General features: G+C 69.1%; 12 protein-coding genes and 1 tRNA gene. 6 read left to right on the top strand and 7 right to left on the bottom strand.

The features are described from left to right. Positions 1-11: 11 nt before the first annotated feature. The 3 genes from ACQPZO_RS11835 to ACQPZO_RS11825 form a co-directional block, all read right to left on the bottom strand. Positions 12-353 carry a transposase family protein gene (locus tag ACQPZO_RS11835; RefSeq protein ID WP_433350950.1) on the bottom strand — a complete coding sequence of 114 codons (342 nt, stop codon included), beginning with the start codon at positions 351-353 and terminating at the stop codon, positions 12-14. Positions 354-547: 194 nt separating this feature from the next. Further along, positions 548-898 carry a YrdB family protein gene (locus ACQPZO_RS11830; RefSeq protein WP_433349660.1) on the bottom strand — a complete coding sequence of 117 codons (351 nt, stop codon included), beginning with the start codon at positions 896-898 and terminating at the stop codon, positions 548-550. Positions 899-1,200: 302 nt separating this feature from the next. Next, on the bottom strand, positions 1,201-1,692 hold the full coding sequence (locus tag ACQPZO_RS11825; RefSeq protein WP_433349657.1) for a MarR family winged helix-turn-helix transcriptional regulator: 492 nt from the start codon (positions 1,690-1,692) through the stop codon (positions 1,201-1,203). Positions 1,693-1,731: 39 nt separating this feature from the next. Here ACQPZO_RS11825 and ACQPZO_RS11820 point away from each other — a divergent pair, with 39 nt between their 5' ends. The 4 genes from ACQPZO_RS11820 (at position 1,732) to ACQPZO_RS11805 (ending at position 5,199) form a co-directional block, all read left to right on the top strand. Next, positions 1,732-2,358, top strand: a complete 627-nt coding sequence (locus tag ACQPZO_RS11820) for a mycothiol-dependent nitroreductase Rv2466c family protein (RefSeq protein ID WP_433349655.1) — start codon at positions 1,732-1,734, stop codon at positions 2,356-2,358. A gap of 73 nt (positions 2,359-2,431) precedes the next feature. Next, entirely contained in the window at positions 2,432-3,565 is a 1,134-nt protein-coding gene (locus tag ACQPZO_RS11815; protein ID WP_433349653.1) for an MFS transporter, read from the top strand. A 132-nt stretch (positions 3,566-3,697) separates the two neighbouring features. Then, a complete protein-coding gene (locus tag ACQPZO_RS11810; RefSeq protein WP_433349651.1) occupies positions 3,698-4,369 on the top strand; it encodes an isocitrate lyase/PEP mutase family protein in 672 nt (223 codons plus the stop codon). A 68-nt stretch (positions 4,370-4,437) separates the two neighbouring features. Beyond that, positions 4,438-5,199 (top strand): GNAT family N-acetyltransferase, encoded by a 762-nt coding sequence (locus ACQPZO_RS11805; protein WP_433349649.1) that lies wholly within the window; start codon positions 4,438-4,440, stop codon positions 5,197-5,199. A gap of 927 nt (positions 5,200-6,126) precedes the next feature. Here the strand turns inward: ACQPZO_RS11805 and ACQPZO_RS11800 are convergent. Then, complete coding sequence (locus ACQPZO_RS11800) at positions 6,127-6,504, bottom strand: hypothetical protein (protein ID WP_433349647.1); 378 nt, start codon at positions 6,502-6,504, stop codon at positions 6,127-6,129. Between the two features lie 548 nt (positions 6,505-7,052). Here ACQPZO_RS11800 and ACQPZO_RS11795 point away from each other — a divergent pair. Together ACQPZO_RS11795 and ACQPZO_RS11790 are read left to right on the top strand one after the other, a co-directional pair. Beyond that, positions 7,053-7,673 carry a DUF3885 domain-containing protein gene (locus ACQPZO_RS11795; RefSeq protein WP_433349645.1) on the top strand — a complete coding sequence of 207 codons (621 nt, stop codon included), beginning with the start codon at positions 7,053-7,055 and terminating at the stop codon, positions 7,671-7,673. Positions 7,674-8,381: 708 nt separating this feature from the next. After that, positions 8,382-9,218, top strand: a complete 837-nt coding sequence (locus ACQPZO_RS11790; RefSeq protein ID WP_433349643.1) for an aminopeptidase — start codon at positions 8,382-8,384, stop codon at positions 9,216-9,218. A gap of 352 nt (positions 9,219-9,570) precedes the next feature. Here the strand turns inward: ACQPZO_RS11790 and ACQPZO_RS11785 are convergent. The 3 genes from ACQPZO_RS11785 to cmk form a co-directional block, all read right to left on the bottom strand. Beyond that, positions 9,571-9,644: transfer RNA gene (locus ACQPZO_RS11785), tRNA-Pro, on the bottom strand. A 196-nt stretch (positions 9,645-9,840) separates the two neighbouring features. Beyond that, entirely contained in the window at positions 9,841-11,244 is a 1,404-nt protein-coding gene (der, locus tag ACQPZO_RS11780; protein WP_433349641.1) for a ribosome biogenesis GTPase Der, read from the bottom strand. Further along, a complete protein-coding gene (gene cmk, locus ACQPZO_RS11775; protein ID WP_433349639.1) occupies positions 11,241-11,921 on the bottom strand; it encodes a (d)CMP kinase in 681 nt (226 codons plus the stop codon). The genes der and cmk overlap by 4 nt, the downstream gene beginning before the upstream one ends. Positions 11,922-11,959: the final 38 nt, after the last annotated feature.

The raw sequence follows: 11,959 nt of genomic DNA, 5'->3' as shown, positions 1-11,959 counted from the left end.
ACGGTGGGTCATCATGTGGTCCGGCCGTGTTCGATGTGTAGGAGTACGAGTGCGGCGGCGACGATTCTACCGATCTGGCTGGGGTCGAGGCTGACGCGGCGTAGGGCTTTGAATGTCGTCTTGAGCAGGGCGTTGGCCTGTTCGGCGCGGGCTCTCGCGTGGGCCTGCAGCCAGTTGATCTGCTTCTGCTCGTCGGTGAGGTTGACGCCTGGTGTCTTCTTGATCGGGACGGTGAGGATGGCGGCTTCGCCTTCGTAGCCCAGGTCGCCCAGGGCGTGGAAGCCGGCTTCGGTCCGGGCGGTCGGAGATGGGTCGGCTGCTGCCGTCGGCCAGCAGGACCCTGGGGGGCTCAGACGGTCGATCTCGATCCTTATCTATGGGGGGAGGATCAAGCGCCGGAACCTATGAACCAGCTTTGCCAGCTCAGTGGTGAGATGTGCGTCTGGCGGCCTCTGGACGCTGGTCGGTGGGTTGCGCTCGCCGTCGGCCAGGGCGATCCGGAGTTGTCGCCCAACGCAAAACCAAGTGACGTTGGAGTATTAGCGACTTAATTATCGCCGACCGATTTGACAGTTAGTGCAATGGCAACGTTGATTGCTACGATTACTGCGAACGAAGTAGCGATCACACGATTTCCAACCGCATATAGGGCCAGCGTGGCCGAGCCGAATACGAGCGCTTTTACCACGAGTACACCAATGAGTGGCAATGCAATTGTTGCCTTGGGTGAAGCGAACAGCCCCCATGTGATCGCCGCCAACAGGGGCGCTCCGACGGCGAGCGCGACCTTGACCGGGACGGCCGAGTCAGTCTTGAAGCCCCAGTAGCCGAGAACGGCCAGTGCCACAAGTTCAAGAAGAAAGGCCAGTAGGTCGTTGACATGTTGCATGAAGTTCATCGCATCTCCTCGTTCATAGTCGATTATCGCAGGCTGCAGGAGTCGAGAACGGGTGACCCAGCGCGCCTTTCTTGCCTCCGATATCTGCTCGGCCACACACGCCAACACAAGCTATCCAACACGTCCTTCGGGTCGGCCTTGAAACATAGGTCAGGAATGCGCAAGTCCAGGGTCCCGGGTGCGGCTCCGCGTATGCGCCACGGGCAGAAGTGCCTGCGGTCGATGTCCCCCTGAGGAGAGCCCGGGCGCGTCGCATCGAGGGCGGGACTTCTTCGCCGGACCGGCGGGCGGCCGTCGAAAACTCAGGAACCAACGATCCGGGCCAACGTCGCCAGCAGGCGCTCGAGCTCCCTGCAGTCGGCGTCGGACAGCTCGCGGAGGATGGCCGCCTCGCCGGCCAGGTGCTGCTCGATGAGGCGGTCGGTCAACGCTACGCCGGCCAGGGTCAGCCCCACCACTCTGCCCCGAGCGTCGCTGTCGGAGACCGAACGCGACACGAGGCCCCGGGCGATGAGCCGGTCGACTCGCTTGGTCACCGCCCCGGTGGTGACGAGCATCCGTTGGCTCAACTGCCCGGCCGTGAGCGTGTACGGCGCGCCTTCCCGGCGGAGTGCCGCCAGCACGTCGAACTCGCCGTTTCCCAGATCCGCCTCGGCGAACGGCGGCCGCAGGGCCGCGTCGAGCACCTCGGCCAGCCACTGGATCCGCCCGATGATCAGCAACGGATCGGGGTCGAGGTCGGGACGTTCACGATGCCACTGGGCGACGATGTCGGCGATGCGGTCCTCATTCACGCTTGCATCTTACCTTCTGCGGAAGATATCTTTCCTTCCATGGAAGATAAATTCGACCGTACGTCGGTCCCGGTGGTCACGGCCTACGTGGACCCGTCCTGCCCATTCGCCTGGATCACCTCCCGCTGGCTCATGGAGGTGGGGCGGCTGCGTCCGATCGACCTGCGGTTCGAGGTGATGAGCCTTTCGGTCCTCAACGAAGACCGCGAGCTGGAGCCCTGGTACCGCGTCTTCAACGACCGCGCGTGGGGGCCGGCGCGGGTGTGCGTGGCAGCCACGGTGCACCACAGCCCGGCGGCCCTCACCCGTCTCTACCCCGCGCTCGGCCGCCGCATCCACGACGAGGGCGACAAGGACTTCGCCACCGTCGTCCCGGCGGCCCTGGCCGAGGCAGGCCTGCCCGCCGACCTCGCCGACGCCGCCCACCGCAGCGACCTCGACCCGCAGATGCGCGCCGGCACCGCCAAGGCCCGGCAACTCGTCGGCGAGGACCTCGGCACCCCGACCGTCGTGATCGACGGCGTCGCCTTCTTCGGCCCCGTGCTGACCTCCATCCCCCGCGGCGAGGAGGCCCTGCGGGTCTTCGACGGCGCCCGCCTGCTCGCCGGCTGCCGGGCCTTCTCCGAACTCAAGCGGGCCCGCTCCGATGGCCTCAGCTTCGCCTAGCCCGGCCGCGCTCACCGCGGTCCCTCACCGGCGGCCAGCCACCACCATCCTCGGGGCGCAGCTTGTCACCGCCGTGGGCGACGGCTGCTTCTACGTGACCTTCGTCGTCTACCTGGTGCAGGTCGGCCACCTGAGACCGACGCAGGTCGGCGGCCTGCTGACCGTCGCGTGGGGGGCCGGCTTCCTCCTCACCTATCCCGTCGGAGCCTTGGGCGATCGGATCGGACTGCGGCGGGTGACCATCCTGCTGTCCGCGGCCACCTCGGCCGCCCTGCTGACATTGGCGTCGGCACCGACACCCTGGTTGGTCTCGTCCGCCTGCGTCGCGTACGCGATCGCCCAGAGCGGGGCCGGCGCGACCCGGCAGGCCCTGCTGGTCTCCCTGGTGCCGTCCACCGAACTGGTCACGGTGCGAGCAGGTATCCAGACCGCCGTCAACGCCGGCATCGGGCTCGGCGCCACCGCCGGAGGGCTGGCGCTCCTCGCCGGTACCCCCACCGTCTACCGCGCCGCCCTGGTCGGTGACGCGGCGCTCTTCGCCGTGAGCGCGATCATGCTCACCCGGCTGCCGCCCGCCGCACGGGCCCCCGTACGGACGGGCCACGGATGGGACGCCCCGCGGGACACCCGCTACGTCGTGGTAGCAGCGCTCAACGCGGTGCTGTACCTGTACATGCCGATGCTCAGCGTGCTGCTGCCCCTCTACCTGACCAGCCGCACGGCGGCGCCACGCTGGATCGTGGCGGCAGTCTTCGTCGTCAACACCCTCGGTGTCCTCGGCTGGCAGCGTCGGACGGCCCAACGGGTGATCACCCTGGCCGAGGCGACCCGGGCGATCCGCCTCGCCGGCCTCGCGCTCTGCGCAGCCTGCGTGCTCTTCTGGACGGCGACCGCCATCACCGACCCTGCCGTCGCCGCGGGTCTCCTCCTCGCCGCCGTGGCCGTACAGGTGGCCGGCGAGCTGCGACTGGCCGCCGGGTCGTGGTGCGTCGGATTCGCGTTGGCCGATCCCACCCGCCCCGGGCAGTGGCAGGGCGTGTATTCCAGCGGCGTCCCGCTGGCCCGTGCCGTCGGGCCGGCCGCCCTGACCACCCTGGTGATGGTCTGGTCCGGTCCGGGGTGGCTCGTTCTCGGGCTCGTCTTCCTGGCCACCGGGCTCGCCACGACCCTCGCCGTCGCCTGGGCCGCGCACCGTCGGCCCTTCTAGACACTCGACCCGGGAGCCACGTGACCACTTCGACACCGACCCTCCAGGAGAAGGCCCGGCGGCTGCGTACGCTGCACGACGAGTCGAGGATCCTGGTGCTTGTCAACGCGTGGCGCTGCCTCGGCCCGTGCCGTGGCAGCCTTGCCGGGGTGCCACGCGATCGCGACGGCGAGCCACTCCATCGCGGCGGCCCACGGCTACGAGGACGGCGAACACATCCCGGTCGAGCTCGCCCTCGCGGCCATCGCCCGCATCGCCGCCGCCGTGGACCTTCCGGTGACCGCCGATCTGGAGGGCGGCTACGGCGACGTGGCGGCGACGGTTCGCGCCGCGATCCGCGCCGGCGCCGGCGGCGGCAACCTCGAGGACGCCATAAGGCCGGTCGACCAGGCCGTGCGGGCGGTACGCGCGGCGGTGGCCGCGGGCCGCGACGAGGGCGTGCCCTTCGTGCTCAACGCCCGCACGGACGCCTACCTCACCGGCCCGCCCGAGACCGCCCTCGCCGCCTCCGTCGAACGTGGCACCGCCTACCTCGCGGCCGGCGCCGACTGCGTCTTCGTGCCCGGCTGCAGCGACCCGCGCGACATCCGGAAACTCGTCGCCGCCTTCGGCCCGGGCCGTCTCAGCCTGCTGGGAGTGCCCGCCCTGCCCACGCCCGCCGAGTTGGGAACACTCGGTGTCGCCCGGGTCTCCTACGGTCCGTACCCCCAGCGGTGGACGCTGGACGCCCTCACCAGCAGAGCCGCGACGCTGCTCGCCGCAGCGCCCGATCGGCGGGCCAGCGACGCCCGCCCACGTCCGTGACCGACGGCCGGCACCACCGCGCGAGGTCGCCGCACCGGCCCTACCGAAGAGAAGGAACACCTGCCACCATGACGATCGACCTGAACACCCGCGACCGGTCCGCGACCGCCTCCGAAACCTCTCTGCGCCAGGCCCGCAACTCCGCCGCCTTCTGGACGGCCGTCGGCCACGCCCGCGGTCACACCGTGATCCGGCGCCGCGGCTTCCTCGCCGTCGCCGGAGATGCGCGCGCGGGTCTGCGCATCCTGGTCCAGGAGCCCGACCCTGGTCGCGAGGATCTCGCGGAGCTGATCGACCTGGCCGGCCGGGCATCCGGCCCGATCGACGCGGAGGATCCGTTCAGCGCCACGGACCTGAGCAGCCTAGACATGCACGGTCGGCAGATGCCCATCATGCTGCGTGCGCCCGGTGCGGTCGCCGAGCCGGCGATACAGGTGATCCGGCTGCGGACCGAGGAGGACCTGCGCGCGGCCGAACAGGCCGTGATCGCGGCCTTCACCCTGTCCAGGTTCGAGCCCTACCGGGCCGGTGAGGTGTTTCCCGCGACCCTGATCCACCAGCCAGGTGTCGACGTGTTCCTCGCCAGACTGGACGGCGAGGTCGCCGGGGCGTGCGTCACCACGGTGGAAGGCGGGTTCGGCAGCCACTACTGGGTGGGAACGGCGCCGGCGTTCCGCTCCCGGGGCGTGGGGCGCGCGATCATGCTCGGCTCCCTGGCGCCGATCACCGGCCTGCCGGTCACCCTGACCGCGTCCCGGCTGGGCAGGCCCCTGTACGAGTCCCTGGGCTTCAGGGTCACGGCGACCTCGACCTGGTGGTCGTCCCGATGACGCACGCCCACCCCGACGCTCCTCCACAGGGGCGACCCCGCCGGCGTCGACGCGAGGACGTCGGACTCCCGCGCCGATCTCCCGGCTGTTGCGGAACACCCGCCGCCGGACCGGGTCGAGCAGCAGGTCATCGGCGCGGACCCCCGCCGGCACAGGTCCGACCGACCCTCAGCGCGGCGCGAACAGCCGAGCGAGGATCTCGTCGAGCGGGAACAGTTCGGCCAGGTAGTCGGGCTGCGGTCGCCGCCGTCGTGCACGCCTGCTGAGACGACGGCCTGACCGCCGAGACCGAGCGGCAGGCCCTACCTGTGCATCTGCCGGAGCTTGGTTACACCTGGGTCTGGGTCTTTTGCTTGAGGCGTTCGTACGGGGTTTGGCCCGCGAGGGATCCGTGGGGGCGGTGATAGTTGTAGCACGCTCGCCAAACGGGTCTACGTCCACCCCGACAGTAGCCACCTGAAGGTGGCGGCCGAGCACCTCGAATCAGGGCTGTTCGGGTGACTCCAGCGCCCGAAATTCGGCAGTACGCGCGTACGTGATGAATTGTGAGACGGAACAGCAAGAAGGCCTCAACCCACCGAAGTGAATCAAGGCCCTGACCTGCTGTTTTACTGTCGGGACGGCCGGATTCGAACCCACGACCCCTTGACCCCCAGGACGCTTCGCCACACGTCCACGCACGTCACGCACGCTATCCCCAAGATCAGGCCGTGTAGTCGACGGCATGCCGGCCACCATCGCGCATGCCGTGTGGTCCCCACCTGGTCCCCGGGCGCTGACGCTTGGCGACTGCAGCACGCGGTTTAGCAGCGGAAACACCTCTCGATATCTCACACCACTCCCCGCTGTCCGCCGGCCTATTGCGGACCAGATGCGGACTGGCTGTACAGGTGACCGCTGAGCCCTTCTCCCATTTGCCGTCGCGGATCACACCCAGAGCACGAACAGAATCGTCGCGACGATCCCGGTCACCGCGACCGAACCCGCTACCAAGGCTGCGCGGGGAAGCCCTCGCCGACGCAACACGAGAGCCATGACAACCGTGAGTACCAACGCGGTCGCGGCAAAGGCGGCGAGCCAGAGGAAGCCGAAGACCCTCAATGTCGCCTCGGGCATGTCCCGGCCGAGACGCATGAGCCAGCCGCCGCACGCAGCACCCAGCCAAGCCAACGACGTAAAGATCGCCGCCACCAACGCCTCGGTCTTGGAGGCTGGGGCGGGACGGCCACCAACCGGCACCTCGACTGACGCCTCTGGAGATTCGGCTGGTTGGATGCACGTCCGCAGAGGTTGGGGAGACGTCATCCGTCAACGGTAGCCGCCGACACTACCGAATTGATCAGCCAGAGGACGGACCTATACAAACTGGTCACACAACACGGGTGCGGGTGACTTTGCTGCGGATCTCTGAGGAGGGTCGGGGTTCGGGGCGGAGCCCCGAGGTCTTCCGGCTCTTGTGGCTCGTAAGTGCGGCCAGCAGCCCGGCGCGGGGCCGGGCCCGCGCGGCCCGCATGCGGGCCTTGACGAAGCGAAGAGAACAAATCGGCAAGTAACAAGGCTGGCCACATGGCTTGACCAGCAGTCAAGGCGCGTCAACTGCTTCGAGCTTGACCGATCTTGGTCCCCAGGACGACGAAAAGGGCCGACCCGATTTCCGGATCAGCCCTTTGACCTGCGTCGGGACGGCCGGATTCGAACCGACGACCCCTTGACCCCCAGGACGCTTCGCCACACGTCCATGCACGTCACACACGCAAGCCGTCTGCGGATGCGGTGCAGCCGAGGTCTCGTCGTCTGCCCTCGTGCATGACGTGTGGTCCCTTCCTGGTCCCCGGGGACCCCCCTCGCTGGACGTGAGCTACAACAACGCGGTGACATCGAGCCAAGAGCTGAACCCGCCGGCATTGACCGCGCTGTGGGACCAGCACTACCCCGAGTGCCCACCGTTCGCCCACTGGCTCCGCACCCAATACCCAGACCGGTGGGTAAGGTTCCACAGCTTGCCGGAATCGAAGCGGCACCCAGACGACGAGAGCGAGTATGCGATTACGCTCGACCGGCACTACACAGTGCTGTGGGAGCTCGACCCAGGTGCGGTCCTTCTCGTTGTCACCAGCGAATGGACCGAGGGCTCGACAACCACCCCCCAGAGGTGGCCGAGGCGTTCAGAGATCGCGCCTTCGGCATGGCACTGGCGGACCCTCTTGGAGCACCCCGAGGAAGAACCGGAGTACCGGAGCTACACCCAGCTCTACGCCGAGACGATCCCCTGGCGGCCGAGGGCGATTGACGTCCTGCTGAAGACTGTCGCCGACGACGAGTTGGCGAACGTGATCCTCGCGCCGACCGACCTCAGGTGGCTGTACCACCCCTACGACGGCGGGGCCGATGTCATTCTGCCGACGCGAGAGCAGCGGGACACGCTGAAGGCACAGCACCAGGAATGGCTCTCCCGACTACCGTCCGGACTCTAGATGCCATACGGCCTCGTGCTTGACCAGCGGTCAAGATGCGCTACCTGCCGGACGCACTTGACCGACGTGGTCCCCAGGAAGCCAAACAGGCCGGCCCGACGTCTCGGACCAGCCCTCTGACCTGCGTTTTCACCCTGTCGGGACGGCCGGATTCGAACCGACGACCCCTTGACCCCCAGGACGCTTCGCCACACGTCCACGCACGCTATTCCCAAGATCAGGCCGTGTAGTCGACGGCATGCTGCCCGCCATCGCGCACGACGTGTGGTCCCCACCTGGTCCCCGGGCGTTAGCCCGATTGGTTACCGCAGCACGCGGTTTAGGAAGTGTGGACACGGCCGGTAGTCGCGCGCCCCTGACGGGCTTGGCCTGCGCCGCCATGTTGGCCGGCACGTTCGGGAGCTGACCGCCGTTGACCCTCGTTCTCCATCCCAACGGGCACGCAAGGGGCGCGCGGGCATGGGTCGACTATCAGCTTGGGAATTTGACAACCTGGACCTTGGACCGGCGTCTCCCCTTGTCGCCATGGTCCCACCTGGCCTGGTGCGCCCCCTCCTGACACCGCGTTGTGGCCCGTGAGAGGCCCGACAGTCGCCCAGGCCGGCGGCGGCCATCACGCCTTCGACTATCCGGCGAACGGTGCTGCTACGGGCCGCTCCACATTTTGGGGCCACCCGCACTTCCAGCTCATGTGTCACGATCTTGGCCATGCGTCTTCCCATCGGCCTGCTCGTTGCATCCGTCGCGGCTGGTCTGCTCTCGGTTGCGGCGACGCTGCTCGCCATGCCAGCCGCGTCGCTACAGTTCGGCCTAGTCAGCCTGCTCGCACTGCTTGGCTACGTCCTGGCGAATCGAGGTGTACGCCGCGTGAGGTGGGCCGTCGCCGCCGGTATCGGGCTACTTGCCGTGGTGGCGGCGATGAGACTGTTCTGGTACCAGGAGCAGGTCGATGGCGCCGGCAGGCTGACATACGGCCAAGGGGTATCGAAAACGGCCATGTTGGCGCATTGGCGGGAGATGATCGACCAGGAAAGGCTCGCCGCGCTGGGTCTGGCGCTTGGCGTTCTCTGTCTCGCGGCCGGTGCGTTGGCGCTACCTTCACGCGGCAGGCGGCGGGGTGTCGCGACGACAGTCCTGGCGCTTCTGCTACTCGCCTGCTTCGGGTTGAACTCCGCGCGGAATTTCGGCCGTTATCCGCTGCTCGACCTGCTCGGAACAGTGTGGCCTGCGCTGCTCGCTGCCCTCGTGGCCATGGGGGCACTCGCGCTGTCAGGGTGGCGGGCCGACCGGCGTTGGCTGCTCCCGGTGGGGTTGTTCCTGCTGTCACTTGCAACGGCTCGCGCTTACTCGGATCTAGCCCGGGTGTGGTCAGGCTGGTGGATCCAGGCCAAACCTGCCGACGGCGTCGTCCTGACGCTAGGAGTGATGGTTAGCACGTCAACGGAAGGCTTCCCTCAGGTGTCGCGGGCCATAGAGGAGGCGATCGCGCTCGCCGGCCCGGGACTGGCGGCCGTCGGAGCCTTGCGCAGCTCCCGGCGAGGCTGACGCTTCATAGGTTGGGGCCGAGCAATGGACATCTCTCGGGGAGCGGATCTCTGAGGAGGGCCGGGGTTCGGGGCAGAGCCCCGAGGTCTTCAAGAACTTGTCGTCCCTCAGCGTGGCCGGCCGGCGCGGCCGATGCCGGCCGGAGGTCGCCAGCAGGCCAGGGCCGGGCTGGCGCGGCCCGCTTGCGGGCCGCCTTGATCCGAAGAGCGAACATCTCGGCAGATGACCCGGGTAGCCATTTGAAACTTGACCGATGGTCAAGGAGCGCCAGGCCGGCTCTAATTTGACTGATCTTGGTCCCCAGAAAGGCGAAAGGGCCGACCCGATCTCCGGATCAGCCCTCTGACCTGCGTCGGGACGGCCGGATTCGAACCGACGACCCCTTGACCCCCAGTCAAGTGCGCTACCAAGCTGCGCCACGTCCCGATTGCTCCCGCGCGGTGTTCTTTTCTCCCTGCGACAGCCGGTACAGCTTAGCGCACGATCTTCCCCACACGCGCATCGGCCCCCGCCACCCCCACACCCCCTAAGGCGTCCTAGGAGGATAGGGTGGGAGGGAGGACAGAGAAGCCGGGCGGGGTCGCGTGCCCCGCCCGGCTTCAGGTCCTGCGGATGATGAGGGTCAGCCGTGCGCCTTGCCCCGGCCGCCGGGGCCGAGCTTCTTGCGCGGGCGTACCGAGATCTCCACCGGGCTGCCCTCGAAGCCGAACTCCTCGCGGAGCTTGCGCTCGACGAAACGCTGGTAGCCGGCGTCCAGGGGCGCGGTGGTGAAGAGCACGAACCGCGGCGGGGCGACGCCCGCCTGGGTGGCGAAGAGGATCTTCGGTGCCCGGCCGCCGCGGATCGGGTGCGGGGTGGCCTGCACCAGCGCGGTCAGCCACTGGTTGAGCTGGGCGGTCGGCACCCGGGTCTCCCAGCTCGCCAGGGCCTTGCGCAGCGCCGGGGCGAGCTTGTCGACCGCACGGCCGGTCATCGCCGACAGGTTGAGCCGCAGCGCCCACGGAATGCGGCGCAGCTCCCGCTCGATCTCCTTGTCCAGGTAGTACCGGCGGTCGCCGTCGACCAGGTCCCACTTGTTGAAGGCGATCACCAGCGCCCGGCCGGACTCGGTGACCATGGCCAGGATCCGCTGGTCCTGCTCGCTGATCGGCTCGCTGGAGTCGAGCAGCACCACCGCCACCTCGGCGGCCTCGATCGCCCCGGCGGTCCGCAGGCTCGCGTAGTACTCGGTGCCGCTGGCCCTGCCGACCCGCTTGCGCAGCCCGGCCGTGTCCACCAGCTGCCAGGTCTCCCCGCCGATGGTGACCAGGCTGTCCACCGGGTCGACGGTGGTGCCGGCGACCGAGTCGACGACCGCCCGCTCCTCACCGGAGAACCGGTTGAGCAGGCTGGACTTGCCGACGTTGGGCCGACCCACGAGCGCCACCCGGCGCGGGCCGCGCGGGCGGTTCTCCACGATCGCTGGCGCCTCGGGCAGCGCCTGCAGGATCTTGTCGAGCAGGTCGCCGGAGCCCCGACCGTGCAGCGCGGAGACCGGGTACGGCTCGCCCAGCCCGAGCGACCAGAGCGACGTCGCCTCCATCTCGATCGAGGTGTTGTCGGCCTTGTTGGCCACCAGGATCACCGGCTTCGCGCTGCGCCGCAGCATCTTCACCGCGGCTTCGTCCACGTCGGTGGGGCCGACCATGGCGTCGACCACGAACAGCACCACGTCGGCGGTGACGACGGCGATCTCGGCCTGCGCGGCGATCGCCGCAGCCCGGTCCTTCGCGTCCGGCTCCCAACCGCCCGTGTCCACCACGGTGAACGCCCGGCCGGACCACTGCGCGTCGTACGGGACCCGGTCCCGGGTCACCCCCGGAATGTCCTCCACGACCGCCTGCCGGCGACCGATGATCCGGTTAACCAGGGTGGACTTGCCGACGTTGGGACGGCCCACCACGGCCACCACAGGCACGGGCCCGGTCGACGCCTCGGCGTCGAGGTCCGGCTCGCGCAGCTCCACCCAGCCCTCGTCGGTCGTCATGCCACTCCCCGCTCGGTCAGCAGCGCGCGCAGCCGGTCGACGACCTCGTCGATGCCCAGCTCGGTGGTGTCCAGCACCACCGCGTCGGCCGCCTGCTGCAGGGGGTCGGCCTTGCGGGTCGAGTCGAGCTGGTCCCGGCGGGCCAGGTCGGCCGCCGTGGCGGCCACGTCGGCGGCGTCCTCGACGCTGCGCCGCTGGGCGCGGGCCACCTCGGAGGCGGTCAGGTAGACCTTCAGGTCCGCGTCCGGCGCGACGACCGAGCCGATGTCCCGGCCCTCGACCACGATCCGGCCGGCTTTGGCGATCAGCTCCCGCTGCCGGGCCACCAGCAGCGCTCGCACCGCCGGCACGGCGGCCACGGCGGAGACCGCGGTGGTGACCTCGGAACCCCGGATCTCCCGGTCGACGGTCACCCCGTCAGCGGTCACCCCGTACCCCTGGGGGTCGGTGCCGATGCGCAGGTCGACCTCTGCGGCGACCTTGCCCACCGCGGCGGCGTCGGTCAGGTCGACCCCGGAACGCAGCACCGCCCAGGTGATCGCCCGGTACATCGCGCCGGTGTCCAGATAGCGGGCGTCGAGCCCGGTGGCGAGCCGCCGGGAAACGGTGGACTTACCCGAACCGGACGGCCCGTCCACAGCTACCACGCAGCGCCCGGCCCGTACGTTTTCCTCCACCGTGATCCTCCTCAGCCCGTGCCTCGCGGGGCCCGGCG

The sequence above is a fragment of the Micromonospora sp. CA-111912 genome (assembly GCF_050948415.1).
Classification (GTDB): Bacteria; Actinomycetota; Actinomycetes; order Mycobacteriales; family Micromonosporaceae; genus Micromonospora.
Note: the sequence above shows the minus strand (reverse complement) of the source record. Positions and strands in the feature narration are given on the sequence as shown.

Bases quoted from the DNA above. Each gene is read 5' to 3' on its own strand.
- ACQPZO_RS11830 (WP_433349660.1), bottom strand. From the start codon at position 898: ATGAACTTCATGCAACATGTCAACGACCTACTGGCCTTTCTTCTTGAA.
- ACQPZO_RS11820 (WP_433349655.1), top strand. From the start codon at position 1,732: ATGGAAGATAAATTCGACCGTACGTCGGTCCCGGTGGTCACGGCCTAC.
- ACQPZO_RS11805 (WP_433349649.1), top strand. From the start codon at position 4,438: ATGACGATCGACCTGAACACCCGCGACCGGTCCGCGACCGCCTCCGAA.
- ACQPZO_RS11800 (WP_433349647.1), bottom strand. From the start codon at position 6,504: ATGACGTCTCCCCAACCTCTGCGGACGTGCATCCAACCAGCCGAATCT.
- ACQPZO_RS11790 (WP_433349643.1), top strand. From the start codon at position 8,382: ATGCGTCTTCCCATCGGCCTGCTCGTTGCATCCGTCGCGGCTGGTCTG.
- der (WP_433349641.1), bottom strand. From the start codon at position 11,244: ATGACGACCGACGAGGGCTGGGTGGAGCTGCGCGAGCCGGACCTCGAC.